At 50.1% G+C, this 18011-nt stretch carries 15 protein-coding genes and 1 tRNA gene; 9 read left to right on the top strand and 7 right to left on the bottom strand.

Going from position 1 to position 18011, the window contains the following annotated elements; all coding sequences use genetic code 11:
- Positions 1 to 7: 7 nt before the first annotated feature.
- Complete coding sequence (locus HPY90_RS07010; RefSeq protein ID WP_287192854.1) at positions 8 to 1195, bottom strand: M24 family metallopeptidase; 1188 nt, start codon at positions 1193 to 1195, stop codon at positions 8 to 10.
- Positions 1196 to 1411: 216 nt separating this feature from the next.
- On the opposite strand from HPY90_RS07010, the gene HPY90_RS07005 reads away from it, so the two are divergent.
- Positions 1412 to 1819, top strand: a complete 408-nt coding sequence (locus tag HPY90_RS07005; RefSeq protein WP_013175288.1) for a Zn-ribbon domain-containing OB-fold protein — start codon at positions 1412 to 1414, stop codon at positions 1817 to 1819.
- Between the two features lie 7 nt (positions 1820 to 1826).
- Here the strand turns inward: HPY90_RS07005 and HPY90_RS07000 are convergent, their stop codons facing one another.
- A complete protein-coding gene (locus tag HPY90_RS07000; RefSeq protein WP_013175287.1) occupies positions 1827 to 2123 on the bottom strand; it encodes a DUF503 domain-containing protein in 297 nt (98 codons plus the stop codon).
- Between the two features lie 195 nt (positions 2124 to 2318).
- Here HPY90_RS07000 and HPY90_RS06995 point away from each other — a divergent pair, with 195 nt between their 5' ends.
- The 3 genes from HPY90_RS06995 to HPY90_RS06985 all read left to right on the top strand — a co-directional run bounded on the left by HPY90_RS06995 (position 2319) and on the right by HPY90_RS06985 (position 6718).
- Positions 2319 to 3143, top strand: a complete 825-nt coding sequence (locus HPY90_RS06995; protein ID WP_287192849.1) for a GGDEF domain-containing protein — start codon at positions 2319 to 2321, stop codon at positions 3141 to 3143.
- Between the two features lie 224 nt (positions 3144 to 3367).
- Positions 3368 to 5335 (top strand): monovalent cation:proton antiporter family protein, encoded by a 1968-nt coding sequence (locus tag HPY90_RS06990; protein WP_287192846.1) that lies wholly within the window; start codon positions 3368 to 3370, stop codon positions 5333 to 5335.
- Positions 5336 to 5839: 504 nt separating this feature from the next.
- Complete coding sequence (locus HPY90_RS06985; protein WP_273698333.1) at positions 5840 to 6718, top strand: MBL fold metallo-hydrolase; 879 nt, start codon at positions 5840 to 5842, stop codon at positions 6716 to 6718.
- A gap of 149 nt (positions 6719 to 6867) precedes the next feature.
- On the opposite strand, the gene HPY90_RS06980 is transcribed toward HPY90_RS06985, so the two are convergent.
- On the bottom strand, positions 6868 to 8625 hold the full coding sequence (locus tag HPY90_RS06980) for a DUF362 domain-containing protein (protein WP_287192841.1): 1758 nt from the start codon (positions 8623 to 8625) through the stop codon (positions 6868 to 6870).
- A 36-nt stretch (positions 8626 to 8661) separates the two neighbouring features.
- Between HPY90_RS06980 and HPY90_RS06975 the strand changes: the two genes are divergently transcribed.
- The gene (locus tag HPY90_RS06975; protein ID WP_287192839.1) at positions 8662 to 9036 is read left to right on the top strand and encodes an Hsp33 family molecular chaperone HslO; all 375 of its coding nucleotides are present in this window, start codon (positions 8662 to 8664) and stop codon (positions 9034 to 9036) included.
- 132 nt (positions 9037 to 9168) lie between these two features.
- A complete protein-coding gene (locus HPY90_RS06970) occupies positions 9169 to 9873 on the top strand; it encodes a DUF2225 domain-containing protein (RefSeq protein WP_287192837.1) in 705 nt (234 codons plus the stop codon).
- Between the two features lie 225 nt (positions 9874 to 10098).
- On the opposite strand, the gene HPY90_RS06965 is transcribed toward HPY90_RS06970, so the two are convergent.
- Positions 10099 to 12192 (bottom strand): transglycosylase domain-containing protein, encoded by a 2094-nt coding sequence (locus HPY90_RS06965; protein ID WP_287192834.1) that lies wholly within the window; start codon positions 12190 to 12192, stop codon positions 10099 to 10101.
- A gap of 163 nt (positions 12193 to 12355) precedes the next feature.
- Here HPY90_RS06965 and HPY90_RS06960 point away from each other — a divergent pair, with 163 nt between their 5' ends.
- From HPY90_RS06960 to HPY90_RS06950, 3 genes are read left to right on the top strand one after another with little or no spacing between them, the layout of a single operon-like run.
- The gene (locus HPY90_RS06960; protein WP_273698336.1) at positions 12356 to 13828 is read left to right on the top strand and encodes an AAA family ATPase; all 1473 of its coding nucleotides are present in this window, start codon (positions 12356 to 12358) and stop codon (positions 13826 to 13828) included.
- Between the two features lie 24 nt (positions 13829 to 13852).
- A complete protein-coding gene (locus HPY90_RS06955) occupies positions 13853 to 15376 on the top strand; it encodes a DUF2201 family putative metallopeptidase (protein ID WP_287192830.1) in 1524 nt (507 codons plus the stop codon).
- Between the two features lie 16 nt (positions 15377 to 15392).
- Positions 15393 to 16280, top strand: a complete 888-nt coding sequence (locus HPY90_RS06950; RefSeq protein ID WP_013175277.1) for a hypothetical protein — start codon at positions 15393 to 15395, stop codon at positions 16278 to 16280.
- Between the two features lie 33 nt (positions 16281 to 16313).
- Here the strand turns inward: HPY90_RS06950 and pssA are convergent, their stop codons facing one another.
- From pssA to HPY90_RS06935, 3 genes are all read right to left on the bottom strand, one after another.
- Positions 16314 to 16820, bottom strand: coding sequence for a CDP-diacylglycerol--serine O-phosphatidyltransferase (gene pssA / locus HPY90_RS06945; protein ID WP_273698339.1), 507 nt, complete (start codon positions 16818 to 16820; stop codon positions 16314 to 16316).
- A complete protein-coding gene (locus tag HPY90_RS06940; protein WP_013175275.1) occupies positions 16817 to 17452 on the bottom strand; it encodes a phosphatidylserine decarboxylase family protein in 636 nt (211 codons plus the stop codon). Before HPY90_RS06940 ends, pssA begins: the two co-directional genes overlap by 4 nt.
- Before the next feature lie 303 nt (positions 17453 to 17755).
- Positions 17756 to 17831: transfer RNA gene (locus HPY90_RS06935), tRNA-Ala, on the bottom strand.
- Between the last annotated feature and the right edge of the window lie 180 nt (positions 17832 to 18011).

Raw genomic sequence — 18011 nt, 5'->3', positions numbered from 1 at the left:
GCAGGAATCACTTCAAATAGGTTATGACTTCGGGGGTAATGGTCAGCCGTTCCGGGCCGTTTTCGGTCATCAGGAAAGTGTTTTCCGTACCCACGGCTCCCTCAGCAAAAACGAATTTGGGCTCTAGCGCAAACGTCATTCCCGGTATAATCGGTGTTTTGATACCTTTTGCAAAAACGGGGTTTTCGTCTAGTTCTAGTCCTACTCCGTGACCGATGAACCTCACCTGGTCCCCGGGGCGTCCCATGAAGCTGTCCTTGTAGCCCATTTTTTCCGCCAACTCCAAGGCGAGAAGATACGGCTCTTCGCACGGAGTCCCTGGCTTTATCAGCTTCAGTATCTCTTCTTGTATCAGGACGGCATCTTCAAATGCTTTGACCATATAATCCGGCAGCTCCCCTATACAGAAAACCCGGGTCTGGTCTACGGTGTAGCCGTTTACCGTACAGGCGTAATCTATGATTATAGGCTCGTTACGCTTTATCGTCCGCCACCCGGCTCCATGGGGGAAAGCCGGAGTCGGTCCCGGTCCGCCCAAAGGTCCGTCCATATAACTAGGTATACCGCCGCTCTCGCCGGCGCAGGTTACCCCAATGGATGGCCCTTGGTTAAAGGCCCGCATTACGTTATACCCGTGGTGACCATTCCTCCGTAGAACAGCTTCGAATTGACTAGCCAGCTCGAGTTCGGTCATCCCTTCGTGCAATAGCATGGGGATTTCTCGGAACGCGTTGTCTACCGTCCGACAGGCTTCACGTAGATACTCTATCTCATACGCGGATTTGATTGCCCGTATGTCTTTTACCGTTGGGGTAACATCCACAAATTTGGTGTCAGGAAACAGCTTTTGGTAGAAAAAGAAGGTATTGACTGGCAAAACGTCCAATTCCAACCCGATTCGCCCAGACTGCGTGTAACCGAAGCGGCTTAGAACCTCGGGGACATCCCTTGGACTTTTTATCGGTACGATATGGGCTAAAGGAGATTCGCGGCGTCCACGTTCCACGCTCCTTCTGACCATGAAAACGGGTTCACCTTCTGATGGAACCCATAATACCGAGTTCTGTACGGTCCCGGTGAAGTAGAAAACATCGGCATTCAAAACCAACAAGGCTCCGTCCATTTCACTTTTCTTCATCTGGCGTTGAAACTTATTTATCCTGGACTCAATCTCCGTTTTGGGAACAAAATTCATCCTGTACTCCCCCCCATTATGCGATTAAAATAAAAGAAAGATATACACAGTATAGCGCTAATTCTAGCTATGTTTATGAAATTCCTGCTTGCTGTTGGCGATAAGCGGAGTTGTGGAATGTTTGTCGCTCGTAGATCCGGACGCTGCAGTTGAACTTAGATGGACCTCAACCTTACCAGTACTTTAGTTACAAATTGGGGAAGGGCAGGGGAAACAATGGAAGGAAGGTTTATACCGCAGCCAAGCCCGGTATCAAAACCGTACTGGGAAAAGGCATCTCAAGAGGAGTTGTGGATACAGAAGTGCGAAGACTGCTCAGCACACACGTTCTATCCCCGGGTTGCCTGCCCGCACTGCTGGGGAGAAAATCTAAAATGGGTCAAAGCGTCAGGAAAAGGGAAGATTTACACGTACACCGTGGTCCACCGCACCGATCTGGACGCTTTTGCCGATAAGGTTCCTTATATATACGCAATAGTTGAACTGGAAGAAGGCCCAAGAATGTCGGCGAACATAATAAACTGTCCGGTAGACGAAGTACATACCGGAATGCCGGTTCAAGTAGTTTTTGAAGAACTCGGCTCTGACATGAAGCTGCCCCAGTTCGAACCTCGTAGCAGTTAGGAACCGGTTATGGCTGAGGCCCCACGTAATCATACTCAAAATCGATAACATGAGCTTCCTCGTCGTGCAAATCGAGGGTTTCTTTCAGAGCCTGCACGAATCTTTCGGTTTCGGCATAACTCTTGGCGACTGCCGAAAAGCCTAGGGTGCTCGCTTGCCACAGGTTGTGCCCTGCTACCTCGGCAATAGAAATGTTGAACCTCTTGCGTACCCGGTCGCTGATGCTTTTCACGACCTGGCGCTTCTCTTTGAGTGATTGGGAGTAGGGAAGATGAAGCTCAACCTTACCGTAAATGACGACCACGTTGTTAGACCCCTTCTTTGCCAATTTAAATTTATATGAAAAAACTTCCCGTGAGAAAGGATATATGACTCTTCGTATCGAATACCATTATTGACTAAATTGGCTAACTGCATCACAATCTTTCTGGCTAGAGGCTTCGCCCAACGAATGCTAGGGATGATTAGGGATAATAAAGAAAGCTGAGCGTGTTTATGCATGATGACTGGACTCATACATAATAGCTCTCTGTTCGAAATCTTTGCCCGAACAAGCCTGTGTCTCCTCTACCTCTTTTTGATAATACTTTTTTTCCGTAACCGCCACAAGATGTCAGCGCGAGGAAAAGGCTGGTCGGTTCTTACTATCGGGCTTTTTACGGACTGGATCGGAGAGGTTCTCGACCTGGTGTCCGTGGTCAGCGGAAGCAAAAATGCGTTTATCAATACGGCTAAATACGTCTTTTTTGATGCCGGTGCGTTTCTGATAGTTCTGGGAGGCATTTTTTGGGTAAGAAAGCTGGCAAGGACTATCGACAAACTGGCTTTCGAGAATGTAGTAGACCCATTAACCCGGGCTTACAATCGCCGTTTTTTGGCCCAACACTTCGAGCAGTTATTACCAAACAGGCCAGGTAGCAATCCCCTTGGGCAGAATTCCGCCATAGCCATAATAGACGTGGATAATTTCAAAAGTGTAAATGACCGTTACGGTCACGTATACGGAGACTCGGTGTTGAAAAAACTGGTGTTAGCGCTCAAGGCTAACCTGCGCCGTGATGATTATGTCATCAGGTATGGCGGGGACGAGTTTGTCCTGATTTGCTATAATGTGGGGCCCGACGAACGGCAGATAATTTTAGACCGGGTTAATAAAGCCCTATCTTCAGTAGCGCTTCCCCGCGGTGAAAGATTGACCGCCAGCGTAGGGCTTGCTTTTTCGCCCCAGGATGGAACTCGTTTTGAAGATTTGGTCGCGACAGCCGACGAAAGGATGTATTCCCTCAAGAACTACGACAGGAAAAATACTGCACAGCAGGTTTAGCAGGACGCAATTTGCTTTGCGTCAAACCAACCAGGTCGGTCGCTTTCCCACGACGTTGACAATGGGGCTTTCTTTACGATTCTCTTACTTCCGATAATGAACATTATGTTAACTTGCGAATTTCCGCGGGACCGCTGCTTGACAGTTCCCTCTCCGCTACGTTAGGTTTTGGTTAATGTCTGCCGTTTAAGGTTGTCCAAGTTGTTCACGTGGAGGATTATTTGATGGATTATTCCTTAATTGTGGATTCTCTGGTTGTCTTTACTGCAGCTTTGCTAGGTGGTCTCGCTGCTGACCGGGCCAAACAATCGGCGGTCATAGGTTACATAGTCGCAGGCATAATTATTGGTCCCTTTGTCTTGGGCCTTGTATCGGACACCCACGTTATCGAAGCTTTCGCCGAGATCGGGGTCATTCTCTTGATGTTTACCCTGGGAATAGAGTTTTCTTTTGCCCGTTTGGAAAACGTCAGGCCGGTCGCGCTTTGGGGTGGAATATGCCAAATAATGGCGCTGGTCGTTCTTGGAAGTATTGCCGGGTATGTTTTGGGCTTCTCGCTTCCGCAGGCTCTTCTTTTAGGCTGCTCGGTCGCCATCAGCAGTACCATGCTTGTTATGAAGGTTCTGGAATCTCAAGGGGAATTGAATTCTCTCCACGGAAACATCATGTTAGGTATCCTTATCATACAAGACCTGGTAGTTGTTGTAATGGTCACCTTGCTTCCCTGGTTCAGCCGCCTTTCCCTGTCTTCCCTACCCTCGTTAGGGTTTACTCTCTTAAAGTCGATTCTTTTTGTCGTAGCCGTAGTTTACGTAGCTCAGAAGATTTTTCCGCTCGTAATGAAGCGCGCGGCTTTGACCAATGATAGGGACACCTTTCTTTTGGTTGCCCTGACTTTCGGTATAGGCGTTGCCGTTTTAGGTTATTTCTTCGGCTTGTCACTGTCTCTGGGGGCCTTTTTGGCAGGCTTAGTTATTAGCGAATCCGAATTTACCCATGAAATAATAGGCAAAGTGAGTTCCCTGCGTAATGCCTTTGTAATCCTGTTCTTCGTTTCCGTGGGGATGCTGGTGAATCCTATTTGCATGGTGAATAACTGGCCGTCCCTGATTATGCTGCTTCTACTTATCGTTCCACTCAAGTTTTTGGTCTTCTTCGTAATAATAAGGCTTTTCAAATACCACAGCCGGGTAGCGTTTTACGTCGCAACCGGGATGATACAGACCGGAGAGTTCTCCTTTGTCTTGGCTAAGCTCGGCTTGGACTATGAAATAATACCTGACAGCCTGTATAACCTTATTCTGGCATCTTCGATCATAACCATGCTCTTCACGCCGTACCTTATCGAACAGGCGCCTAGGTGGTACAACTGGCTGCGCACGAAGCGCTGTTTTGCTGGGCTGTTTCCCGAGCCGGACATTGGCGATAGCGCCATCGACCCTACCCAACTGCAAGGTCATATTATCCTGTGCGGATACGGAAGGGTTGGGAAGAGTATAGGTAACGCACTGGAAAAACTCCAACTACCCTTGGTCTGCGTCGACTTCAACTATTTAGCAATTCAAGAATTAACCGCTAAGGGCATTCCCTGTCTTTACGGAGATGCGAGCAGCGAATCGGTTTTAGTGCATACACGTCCCGATACGGCTCTCTTAGCTATAGCTGCCCTGCCCGACCTGGCGAGTAACGTTCAGGTGGTTCATAACCTTTTAAAGATCAATCCGTCGCTAACCGTCTTCGCCCGGGCCCACAGCCGTTATGAAGCCGAGGTATTGCGGGAAGCAGGAGCTCTTGAGGTGGTAGAACCGGAAGTCGAAGCTGGTATGGAGACAGCTCGGCTAGTTATTCTTCACCTGGATGTGCCACGAGAAAAGGTCGAGCAATACCTCCATTCCCTTTATTCAAGACGTGTAACGATCACCGTCCAGAAGCGCGTCTACGATTCCATAAGGGAGAGTAGACTTAAGCTGCGAGAATACCTCATCGATGAAAAATCGCCCCTGGCGGGTAAACAGCTCCTAGACTCTTCAATACGCGAGTCAACAGGCTGTACGGTTGTAACGATTAAGAAAGCAAACGGTGAGCTTCTCCTCAATCCTTCTGGTAAGGAAATTATCGATGCCGGCGACCATCTGGTCGTTCTAGGAACCTCCGGCCAGCTAGCACTTTTCAGTAAATTCTTTATCGTATGAGGTGGTCAAATGGGAAACCCTTTGTTCATCAATCTAATCAGGACAGTTTTGGAACACCGTATCCGTTGCCCTTTTTGCCGGAAGTATTTCTGGGTTAAGACAAAAAAGGATCGAGCAACCTGCCCGTCGTGTTTCAAGACGTTTCATCCCATTAACCGCTAAAAGCCCGGCTATAAGCTTGCTTCTGCCGTTAACCTTGAGGGGTATTGCCTTTGATAATACAATGGCTGTTCTTAGCGTTTCCCAGGCACCTTTCGTAAACACGTGTTGTTATTAGTAGCACTATGTTTATAAGAACCTGCCCTGCCCTTTTACAGGTTATGGACGGCCAAATTTTAGGAAAGAAGCAGGAAATGTTTTTGAAGGGAAAGAATAAGGAACAGCACAGAACGGTTTTCGTTCTGGTCTTATTATTTATCGCAACAGTGTTTCGATAGTTGCAGGTTCGGATTCACTCCGGGCAAGTTTGCCAACTCTAATTTTGAGGACAAGGAGGCGGTGGGCATGCAGTTGACTGGGAACGTAAAGGTTCTTGGAAACGGGTATTTTAATTTTTTCATCGTGGGCAGGAAGACCGCAGCATTGGTTGAATGTGGAACCAGGGCTGGAGCCGCGGTTTTTCGCGACCAGTGGACACAGCTTGAGGAGAAACCCGAAATCAAGTACATCGTTGCCCTGCATTCTCATTTCGATCACATCGGAGGCTATCCGGTGCTGAAGCAGATGTTTCCCGAGGCTAAGTTGGTGGCCAGCGCGCCGGCGAAGAACATTTTAGCCAAAGAAAAAGCTAACAAAGTTTCGTTCGCCATAGATGAAGGGACTTCGGAATTGTACGTAAAACATGGCCTCCTCCATGCCATGCCCGACGCGCCCGCTCCCACTACCATACCGGTCGATATGGTGGCAGGCGAAGGTGACCAACTGGAGATAGAGCCGGGAGTTGCTCTGCGCTTTTTCGACGCTCCCGGGCACACTGTGTGCTCGATTGCGGCTTATGTGGAGCCGGATCAGGTAATGCTCATCTCAGACGCCGGGGGGTACCGGGTTAGCAAAGACTTCGTTACCCCGGTGTTTTTCCAGGAATACGACGCTTATATCAAAACCTTGGAAAAGCTTATGGCCTACCCCACCCGCGCGGTCGGCGTTGCCCATGGCGAGATCCCGGTCGGAGACGAGGCAGAACAGTTCTATCGCCAGGCGATCAAGGCAGCACAAGACGGCTTTGCCTTCATCGAAAAAAGGCTGAAAGAAGGAGCTACGGAAGACGAACTGGCAAACGAGCTCTTCGACAAATACATCGTGGGCGGCATGGCCCTCTACCCTGCCGAAACGATGCGACAGATGATGTACGTGCTGATCAAAAATGTGAAAGCCAAACTGTAATGAACAGCTGAATACTACCCGACGCGATAATTAGGGCTGATAAATACTTCGTCTCTGGGTCTGGTAGTGCATAAGAAAGGCCCAGTTCCCCTTGGTTTTGTTTGCTTTATGCACTGGGGAAACCGGGCCTTTTACCCTGCGTTTGGGTTTCAAACTTCAAGTGAGGCCAGTATTTGTTGCAGCATCTCCCCTAATACCGCTTCCTCACTTTTGTCCGCGTACTTAGCTTTCTCTACATCCGGGAACATGCGGTAGACGCCGTCGATGATTACCTCGGTGTGGGGAGGACACCCAGGAAGGTGTATGCCCACATCGGCACGATGTTGCTGGCACATGCCCATAAAGATGTTGGCTTCTTCCGGGTTGATATTAGCCCTGGTATCCGGTCCCAGGAACAGGTTTACTTCCCTATTAAAGGGACGGTCGATTAGCAGGCGGCTGGGGTCCTTCGGATCTGGGCGGCGAAGCTTGCTCAAAACAAAATGGAGGTAAGCCCTGCAGCCCCGGCAGGCTTCACCGTCGTGGACATGGAAACTTTCTCCCCCGGAAATGTCGAGTTCCGGTTCCCTGAACTTCCTGGTAACTTCGTCTAAAGGAGGTCCGATGATATCTATTAGGTCCAGCTCAACCGGGCCTAAACCCTGCAGGTATCCGAGCAAAACCGGCGGCGATGAGAGCGGGTCCAGCCCCATTACCCTTGTGGCGATTGAGTCTACCGCTACCGGATTAGTTCCCGCTATCAGCAAGTCCATCTTCTTCGGCGTTCCAGATATAGGCCCGAAGTCTTCCTGGCCATAAAGGCCGTCGATGATGATGAGGTCAGGCTTGACCAAATGGTGGATATTGACTAGATTCTGCCACAAACCAAAGAAATGAGTCATATATTTTTCGAGCGGTGGCATGGTCCCTTGTAAGTTCTTAACTGCCAAAGATACACCGGCTGCGAAGTGTATCTTCATTACAGGCAGGCTGATAATGACGTCCGCTTCCTCTAAGGTCACCGGTATCTTTCTTGCCAGCATCCGCTTGCCTCCGGGAACCGGTTTTTCTACGGTTTCATCGGCATTCAAATCAACCAGGCTGATCTTATCGGGAGCAGTTTTTACGATTTCAGGGTATCCGTAATGCTCAAACAGCTTGGTCGTAGCACTGCGGTTAATGGAAGCGCCTTCGGCGATAATCACCTTTCCCGCTAGCGGTAAAAGCAATTCCACGAGAGCCCTTACCAGCCTTATGTCGGTGACGATGCCCCCTTTGGGTATGCCGTCTTTTAGCCCGTGTTCGCTTACGATATTGGGTTTCAGGACCACAGTTTGCCCCGGCTTAACGAACCTCTCAATCCCTCCTAGCTTATCGAGCAACCCGACTAAAGCAGCTTTGATTTCGCCAGGTTCCTGGGATCCAGGCACCTTCTCGAGCGCCACCCGTTCCCGCGTCGAATACTCCTTTACAGGTTTATATTCTTTCAGCCGCCTGAAGTACGCTTGGGTCGACAGCTCCATCTTGGTTATAGAGAAGCCTTCTTGTAAAAAATGACGCACCGGGCGGAACCCGTATTCTATCATAGCGCTTTGCTTTGCTTTATCCTCCTGCCATGTTTCTGCTGCTACCAAGCTTTCCTGTTTTACAAGTTCATCGAGTAATTGCCATGCGGTTTCCGGCTGAACCAAATCTGGCTTTACAAGTAACTCTTCTACGGTGCTCTTTCCCGGGTCATAAACAACCCACCCGATGGTCTCGCCGTTTTGTTCGGCCGAATAAACAACAATACTCTCTTTTTCCCTCCACCTTTCTTGCCTGAACTTAACGTAGTCGCGCCCCTTAGGCAAAGGCCGGTAGTAGTTCTGCATTTCTTCGATTAAACCGTCGGTCATTATCCCTTCCCTAAGCACTATCTCTCTTTTCATAATTGAATATCCTCCCTCCCCTGCTGCTCTACTCCGGTGTTTCTGCGCCCGTTTGTCTGTCTTATTAACACTCATTCGACGCTCTGGACTTTTCTCCTGCTATGCCCTGCCCTGGCCCAATTGCTCTGCTTGGGACCGATTACCAGCCTGCTCCAACAGGAGACCGATTTACAAACCCTGTTAGGCCACATCCTGGCAGGAGTGCCTTACCACATTTTAGAGCAACGTTCTCTCGGTTTTGCCTGTAAATGTAGCCCGGATAAAGTGAGGGCCTTGATTGCTGGCCTTACTCCCCAAGACATCAGTGCTGCCCTACAAAGCCGAGGACACCTCGAAATAATCTTCAATCTCTGCAATGAAGTGTACCGTTTTGATGCTGAACAAGTAGCTGCCATCAGAAGCGACTTTTGACCTTAACTCAGTCCTGCCGGCTCAGGTCAAATAATTTTCTGTCTTTGCAGGAAAATAGTCTCTAATGCAGAATTAAGACGTGTATCATTCAACCCGTTCGGGTCGCAAGTTTTTTCCAATGGAGGTTCAGCGGTGTCCCAACAGGAACAGATTAAAACCGAAGATTTCTATTTATATGACAAAAAGGTGGTTTGTCCCTTATGCAAAAGCACGATCCATGTTAAAGCCGTTAGAAACAGCCGTTTACGGTTAGTCAAGCGGGATACCGATTCCATGCCGGTCTACCAGGATATAAACCCTTTATTCTACGACGTTTGGCTCTGCAACCATTGCGGTTATGCGAGGCTGCAAAACCAGTTTCCCAATCCCGTTCTGCCGGCGGAGGCAAATTTGATTCGGCAGAATATCAGTTCTAAGTGGCAACCACGTGATTACCCCCCGACTTACAGCCCGCAGGTAGCAATTGAAAGATACAAGCTTGCCCTTTACGGCGCTATGGTCAGAGAGGCTAAAAGCAGCGAGCTGGGTATGCTCTATTTAAAGCTGGCTTGGATTTACAGGAGCTTGAGTGACCAGGCCAACGAAATCACCTGCATGCAACAGGCTTGCCGCTACCTGGAAAAAGCGTTTCAGGATGAAGAGCCTCCGGTATTAGGGATGGACTCCGCCACCCATATGTACTTGATCGGCGAACTTCACCGGCGACTGGGCAACTTTGACAAGGCTTTACGGTGGTTCGGAGAAGTACTGCTGTCCCCTAAGGCCAGCAAAGCTCTAAAGGATAAAACCAGGGATCAAAAAGACCTGGTAATTGAGGCGACAAAAAGCACGTCCTAGCTTGCTTGTAGCGGTATCCCATCAAAAAGGGTACAACAGTCACCCTTCACCTCTGCCGCTTAGCCTTCCAGATTCCACCCACTGTTATTAGAACCAAGCCAGCCAAGACCAGAGGTAGCATAGCCTTTCGCGATAAGAATCCCGAGTAATAGGCTAAGGCAATAATGAAATATAAGTTGGCCCCCAGCAGCAAAAGAATAACTGGCAAGCGAGGATTCGTCTGTATCACCTCCCGGATCCCGTGTCCCCGGTCCCTGTGGCGGAAGGTTCACTGCTTGTCGATCCTGCAGACGGGACTTGGGCCGATCCTGTCCCCTGCCCTGCAGCTGGTGGGGTGAGCCCATTCTCCCCAGGGGGCGGAGCTAGTTGTTCGGGTGCAGGTTCGACCGGTACCGGCTGTTCCTGTGGGTTCGTTTCCTGCGATGTATCGTTTGGCGTTGCTTGCGGCTCAGGATTACCTCCATTATTGGGGGTTGTATCCGGTGCTTGCTCGACCGGGCTTGCTTCGGGTTCTACCCATTCTGCCGACCTGTGGGCAAGCAGTCCCGCATCCACTAACGCATTCATGTAATCGCGCCAAATGGGTCCGCAACGGGTTCCCCCGTAAGTGGCTGCGCCCTTAATGGCGTCGTTGTTGCTGTTGCCTAGCCATACAGCTGTGGAAAGTTCCGGCGTATACCCGACGAACCACAGGTCCCGGCTCTGGCTGGTAGTTCCCGTTTTCCCGGCAGCCTGCACTCTGGCCCGGGCCGATTTGCCAGTCCCGTAGTTGACCACATCGCGAAGTATTGAAGTCATCTCACGGGCGACGCTTTCTTTTACGACTGTCCTGGTCTTGATCGGGTGATCATAGAGGATATTTCCGTTAGCATCTTCTATTCGCTCAATGGTATAAGGCTCAGCCCATTGCCCGTTCGCAGCAAAAACCGCGTAGGCTGCGGCCATCTCCATAGGCGATATTCCCTTTTCCATTCCACCCAAGGCCAGGGCCAGGTGACGGTCACCGGGAGTTAAAGTGCTAATGCCGAACCGTTCCAGGTATTTAAAGGCCTTTTCTAGCCCCAAGGTGTTAAGGACTTCTACTGATGCTACATTGTATGAATTTACCAAAGCCTGCCGTACACTGGCCTTGTCTGGATTCCCCGTAGAATTACTCGGCCGGTAGCCGTTGAAATCACGAGGGCGGTTGTTGAGAACCGTATTGCTTTTTATCAATCCGCTGTCCATCGCTGCAGCATAGATCAGGGGTTTGATGGCAGAACCGGGCTGTCTTGCAACTACGGCCATATTAATCTGATTACGGCTAAAATCAGCACCTCCTACCATAGCTTTTACCGCGCCGTTGCCTGGCTCAATCGAAACCAAAGCTACATCCCGGGCTGTGATGCCCTCTGCCTCCAGCTTTTTCATGTGGTACGCAACTGTCTGTTCAGCCCGCTCCTGCATCTGAGAGTCGACTGTAGTATAAACCTTGAGCCCGCCTCTGTAAACCGCATCTTCTCCGTATTCCTGTTTTAGACGGTTCAGGATATACACAGTAAAATACGGGTGTACCAGTTCCCTCTTCTTGTATGGCCGAATATCGAGTTCTTCGGAAAGAGCTTTCTCCGCGTCTCCGGTCGTGATGATCCCGCGTTCGGACAGCACATTGAGCACTGTGGCCTGACGTATTTTCAAAGCCCGAGCATCATGGTCGGGAGAGTAATACTCGGGGGCACTGATCATGGCCACCAGATAAGATATCTCAGCCAGGGAAAGGTCAGAAACATCTTTGCCAAAATACTCCTGAGCCGCAGCTCCCATGCCACATACTCCCCGCCCCATGTAAATCTCGTTCAGATACATATTCAGTATAGCGTCCTTCGAATACTTTCTTTCCAGGGCAGTCGCGATTATGATTTCTTGGGACTTGCGCATTATGCTTTTCTTGTTAGTCAAAAACAAAGTACGGGCCAGCTGCTGAGTAATGGTACTGCCTCCCTGGGCTTTTTCACCAAGCCTCAGGTCTACCCACAAAGCCCTGAGCATACCCCGCGGGTCTATGCTACCGTGCTCGTAGAAGCGCCGATCCTCAACTTCCACCACTGCCTGTTTCAGTAGGCGGGGGAAATCGTCTTTATATATCCTCTTGTAACCGAACTGAGCCAGCACCTGACCGTCGGTGGTATAGATGGTGGTCTGAGCCGGAGCCCGATATGACCAGTCTTCCAAACTAACATCGTAAAGCTGGGCCAAAGCCAGCGGTAAGGCAGCCCCAAGGGCGAAGAAAATAGAAAAAATAATCAGTACTGCAAAAACGGTTCTCAATAACCTGTTCACCTCATATCACCTCTGAATATTTTAACACAATCGTCTTTCTTGCCTTATCTGGAATCGCGTGTTTTAAGAAAGTTTTAAAATGCCGGCATTTCCCGCATTGCCTGATTTTGAGTAAGTAGTACAATTTAGATCAGGAGTGAAAGTCCTGGAAGGAAGTGATGCTGTGAGGTTCAAGGAAGCCCGCAAATACATCGAATACTCCTACTACGCTGCCCAGATGACAGGAGCAAGACCGGTTCCCATATGTTTTTTGGGTGCTCCTGGAATCGGCAAGACGGTTTGCGTGAAAGAAGCAGCCCAAAACATCGCTGCCCAGATGGGACGGGTACTCATAGACTTCAACGAGTTTGAGCGTCTGCACGAGACTCGCCGCAACCAGCTTCTGGAAGCAGCAGTAGCAAACGGCGGTCCCTTCTTCATCGTTGATTTGAACATGCTTACCCACGAGCCCATGGATTTTAGCGGCAAACCGGTGGAGTCGTTTGCCCTGCTTTACAACGATGGTGTTATCGAAAAGAGAATAACCGCGTTCTTGCCTACTGCCTGGGTACCTTATCTCCAAGAATATCCAGGCATCCTCTTCATCGATGAAGTAACCAACATCCGCCGCCCGGACCTGATGTCGGTGATGCTTAAAATGGTAGGCGAACATAAAGTAGGTTACGCTTATCTCAATCCTACGGTTATGATAATACTTGCTGGCAACCGACCTGAACAAAGCTTTTTAGCTACAGGGTTGCCGGAGCCCTTAAGGTCAAGGGTAGAGATTATAGACTTTGATCCCCCTCTTCCCCATGAGTGGTTGGCATATGCCCAGAGGCAATACGGCGATTCCCTCGATACGGGGGTCGCTGGTTATTTATCCTACCTGGCCTCAGTTCCGGAAACCAATAATCCTGATGTCATGTCGCCTATGGTAACTCCCCGTTCTTGTGACCTCCTACTGCAGAAGGTGTGTGGTTACACAGCGTTGCTTAAACAGGGGTTTATAGATGAGACGGAGCTTCACCTCTTGGTTGAAGAGTCGGCCAACGGCATTATCGGAGTCAAAGAAGGCGGCATCTTCGCGGAATGGTATCGAAATAACATGGGGTTAGTAGATGCTTTACGTAAAGGTCTAAGAGAAAGGGATCTTAAGAATATGTCGCCCTGTGGGGTATGGGCCATGCTGGCGTTGTTGGGACACAGTGTTCCGCGATCGGCATCCGAGATCGATGAAATCCTCGTTTCTCCTATGGCGAGGGAAGTTTTAGAGAATCTAGGACCCTCGATCAAAGCCGCCGTCGCTGCCGCCAAAGAGCACGCTCCTGGTATTTTGGCGGGAGCCGGTATGTTCACGAGCGGAAGACTCGGGCATGTTCGGGCCAGCTGTGGTAGGTTGCAGTTCTTGAAGAGCATCATGGAGGGATCAGATCCCGGGGCTTGCGCTCATCTCCTGGACCTGTATCAAGAATGGACAGTCGCCGACTTCGAACAGGTCATAAATCAACAAGATAATGTCGAGACCAGGGAAATTAACCCGTTTGCCGTTTGTTCCGAAGCTTCGGACGAAACCAGGACCATTACTCGCGTGGCCGGGATCCTAATGGCTTCTCATCTGAAGGAGTTTATCTCATCCGAAGACAACGGCCGGTGACGCGATGAGAGGCGGTGCAACGCGGTGAACAAGCCGACAATAACCCGGCTTATCAAGGAAAACTTCGAAATGCTGAGAGAAAGGGATCTAGGTGGGCTGTCGAAAAAACTGGCCCAAAGCATCTCTTGGCTCATCGCTACAACCACTGATGGATTCCTGCGCTGGGCTCTTTATCAAGCGCCTGTATGTGTCATGCCTCCTGAGCCAGAGACTACTGTATTTGCTGCCGAAGACGGAAAAGTATATGTTAACCCTCCTTTTTGGAATGCGGTCGTCGATCTCGCCCAGGAACTGCACCGCGATTGGGCCGACGAGCTCCGCTTCGCCCTCCTTCACGAAGTAGCCCACCTGTTATTGCGGCATCCATGGGAGTTTCGCGGCCTCGTGTCTGAAACATTTCTCACTGCTTACGATATCGAGCCCCAGGCTGCCCGCCAGTGGGCCAACGCCTGCATGGATTACATGGTTAACAACTTCTGTTCCGACGTTTTACCGCGGGCAGACCTGATCAAAAGTCTCACCATCAGCAGTTCTCACGATCTCGAACAGTTCATCCGGAGATCCGGAGCCGATTTCCCAAGTCACTTGAAAGAAGACCTGGAAACTAAGCATTACAGCAGGTTCAGCTGGAAGGACCTATTCCTGGCCATAGTAGAGGGCAACAAAGGATTCGTTTTACCTCCAGAGGCGAAGAGGCTGAATTCGAAAACAGACTTCTTGGACAATCAACATCAAACACCTGCTCCGATAACCAGGGCTAAAGGTGTCCACGGTGAGTTGGTACCTGAGGACGCCTTGATAGTTCGCCCGGGTCTTGACCAACTGGAAGATAACCCCGAAGAAAGCTGGAGTCGTGCTATGAAGATTGCTGTCGTCGAAGCCAGGCAAAGTAAAAAAGCAGGAGACCAACCAGGAGGGCACCTGCTGCTTCTGGAACAAGCCTGTTCGGTGACCATCCCTTGGGACACACTTGTTCGTCGCGAACTGGCCAACACCTTGAACTCGACTCGCGTGATCTCTTCCTGGAGCCGACCTTCGCGTAAACTGGACGAGTATCCCGGCGTGCTCCACGAGGGAGACCCAGCAACGATGTGGCTTTTAGCCGACACCAGCGGGTCCATGCGTGACCAACTGGAACTCATCACCGGCACCGCGCTTTCTTATTTCCAATGGTTAGCCTGCCCCGGAGAGATCAAGATAATCCCCTGGGATGCCAGTGCTTATGCTGAAATCACGGTGAAATCTCAGGCGGATTTACGGCAGCTGCGCAAAATCCCGGGCGGTGGTGGCACAGTTATAAATCCCGCACTGGATCAGGTTTTACAGAAACTGGAACAGGGGCAGTTGGTGGTGGTTTGCACCGATAGCTGTATCGATGACTTGGAAATTCCAGGTTTTAAGGAGAAAATGGTTCGAATACACAAAGTTAGCGGCAACAATGTGCTGTGGTTGAATTTCGGTTCTCCATCCGATGCGAAAGTAGTCGAAAACCTCCCCGGAGTAAAGGTAGTACATCGCCGGAACTCGGGTAATGCTTACGGACATTGAGCTAGGAGGGCTGTTCATGGTTGTAAGCCCGCGTCATATGCTTACCGGTGCCGCCGTGGTTGAGTGCTATCCCCGCGGCGCGGTCAAAACCGCGGAATGGAAAAAGGACGGAGAGTATCACCGCACCGACGGCCCCGCTTTTCTAAGATACACCGAAGACGGTTTCCTGGTAGAAGAAAGATGGTACTTGAACGGGTTGTTACACCGCGAAGACGGCCCGGCTCGGATCGTCTGCAATCCTATTGGCACGGAAAGCAGGGAAGAATGGTATTTTAGTGGATTAAGACACCGTGATCAGGGCCCGGCCTATATTGCTCACGAGCAAACAGAAGGACGAATCAAGCGTGAAGAACGTTGGTATATTAAGGGGTGTCTGCACCGGGAACACGAACCTGCAGTTCTTGTTTTTCTGACCAGAGAAGGGGAAACGGTGCTTGTTTGCCGAGAATGGTGGTATAAAGATCAACGACACTGTGAAAATGGCCCGGCCCAAGAAACCTTCTACGATACGGGAACCATTCGTTCCCGAAAATGGTATGTTAACGACCGCCTGCACAGGCCAGACGGTCCCGCTGTGGAAGAGTATTTTACCAGCGGCAAGTTGAGACTAGAAGAATGGTACCTGTACGGCAAGCTACACAGGGACGGCGGTCCTGCCCGCCAAATGTATAACTCCTCTGGTAGCTGCCTAGCCCGTTACTGGCTCTGCCACGGACAGTACCACCGGGATGACGGGCCAGCAGTGGAAATAATACACACTAAAGGTTACAAGCTGATACCGGCCAGAACTTATTACTACCTCGAGGGGAAGCTCATCGCCGCCAACCAATTTCAGCAGAAGGCCAGGCTTTACCGGTTGTCCAAAAGCCTAGCATGGAACTCAGACGAGCCTTTCCGATTGTAACCAGGCTCCACCAAACGCCAACCTGCTTAATTCTCACCATTTAGGTACTTTGATAGAACTTATCATAAGAAATGATAGGACGGGTAAGATCAGTAAAAATCCCATAGCGGGCAATATAGAAGCCAGGAAGCTCAAAGCTCCCACCAGCCCGCCGGCTACGGTAATAGGGACACCCACAAAATAATCCGTTATATTCAGCACATTAAAACGCGCGAGGCGATACGCTCCACATATCACAAACAGCACCGTAACAGCGACGGAAATGAGACTGTACCCGTAAGTGGGGGAAAAAACCTGGACGAACACCAACAGGGCAGGTGCTACCCCAAAAGAAACCAGGTCCGATAAAGAATCCATCTGTTTCCCCATTTCCGAGGCTACCTGCAGGCGGCGCGCCAGCCGGCCATCCATACCATCGAGTACGACCGCCAACAAGATATACACCGCCGATTTGGCATAATCGCCGGTAAACAGGTTAATCAACGCCAGCGTTCCCAGCGAAAGATTCAAGAGGGTCAGCAAGTTAGGTACAAACTTCATGTTGCAAACCTCCCGATAATGCTCTCTCCGCCTCTGACCTTCTCCCCTACCCTGACGCAGAGCTCTACATCGAGAGGCAGATAAACTTCGGTACAAGAACCGAATTTGATAAGGCCAAAAACGTCCCCCGTCCGGTATCTCTCGCCGATCCGGGCATGACATACTATCCTCCTGGCAACATAGCCTGTGATTTGAACTACCAAGAGCTTCCCCCACTCCGTCCGCATTCCCACCAGATTACGCGAATTCAGCCGGGAAGCGTCCCGATGAAAAGCAGGAACAAACTTACCGCTTACCCTTGAGATGTATTCGACCTCTCCATCTACAGGAATTCGGTTAATGTGAACATTGAAAAGACTTAAGAATATACTGACCCTCAGAGCCTTGTCTTTGATATACTCGGGCTCAAATGTTTCGCTTATGTCCAAAATCACCCCGTCAGCGGGAGAAACTACAACCCCGGGCTGATCGGGTATATGCCGGTCAGGGTTGCGAAAAAAAAAGGCGGAAAATAAGGCCAGGCCGAGAGGCAATCCGGACCAGCTAGGCTTCCATAGGTAAAAAGCTACAGCCAAAAGCAAGAAAAACGCCACGTAAGGGATTCCTTCACGGGCGATCCTGATTTTCTTCAAACAGTACCCTCCCGTTCCTCTTTCTCCTCCGTAAATTTTATCATCAAAGCCCGCTATCAAGAAGCATTTTCTCAACATTCTGCACCCGCAACCGCGCTTCTCTTACCTTTTTTTACATTATTAGCCTTACCAACACACAGAGCAAGGCTTGGCGAGGGACGCTTGAAGACAGTCTCAGCCGTTTCTGTATGTTCCCTTTCAGGAAGCTGCCAGATTTTTTACACGGAACCGATATCGACGTAAACGATTAAAGTGCTGATAGCATGAAAAAAGCCCGATTAATCGGGCTACGTTAACAATGGTTGGTGGAGCCGAAGGGACTCGAACCCTCGACCTTCTGAATGCGAACCAGACGCTCTCCCTGCTGAGCTACGGCCCCGTCCATATCCTGAGCATTATTTTACATCCTAGGCAATCACTTTGTCTAGAACTTGTACTAGTTCAACACATGTGAGACACTATGGACTAGCGCAGTGTTGTTGTAAGAACTGGGTGGGGCTTATGTATCCCAGGCTTTGATGCGGTCTGAAGTCATTATAGACCTTGGAGGTCCATCGCT

This window comes from Syntrophothermus sp. (assembly GCF_013314835.1).
GTDB lineage: Bacteria > Bacillota > Syntrophomonadia > Syntrophomonadales > Syntrophothermaceae > Syntrophothermus > Syntrophothermus lipocalidus.
This window is presented reverse-complemented; position numbering and strand designations above follow the sequence as displayed.

What these genes read in the sequence shown, in the direction of transcription:
- HPY90_RS06985 (WP_273698333.1), top strand. Translation starts at nt 5,840, where the DNA reads ATGCAGTTGACTGGGAACGTAAAGGTTCTTGGAAACGGGTATTTTAAT.
- pssA (WP_273698339.1), bottom strand. Translation starts at nt 16,820, where the DNA reads ATGAAGTTTGTACCTAACTTGCTGACCCTCTTGAATCTTTCGCTGGGA.
- HPY90_RS07010 (WP_287192854.1), bottom strand. Translation starts at nt 1,195, where the DNA reads ATGAATTTTGTTCCCAAAACGGAGATTGAGTCCAGGATAAATAAGTTT.
- HPY90_RS07005 (WP_013175288.1), top strand. Translation starts at nt 1,412, where the DNA reads ATGGAAGGAAGGTTTATACCGCAGCCAAGCCCGGTATCAAAACCGTAC.
- HPY90_RS06950 (WP_013175277.1), top strand. Translation starts at nt 15,393, where the DNA reads ATGGTTGTAAGCCCGCGTCATATGCTTACCGGTGCCGCCGTGGTTGAG.
- HPY90_RS06980 (WP_287192841.1), bottom strand. Translation starts at nt 8,625, where the DNA reads ATGAAAAGAGAGATAGTGCTTAGGGAAGGGATAATGACCGACGGTTTA.
- HPY90_RS06995 (WP_287192849.1), top strand. Translation starts at nt 2,319, where the DNA reads ATGATGACTGGACTCATACATAATAGCTCTCTGTTCGAAATCTTTGCC.
- HPY90_RS06990 (WP_287192846.1), top strand. Translation starts at nt 3,368, where the DNA reads ATGGATTATTCCTTAATTGTGGATTCTCTGGTTGTCTTTACTGCAGCT.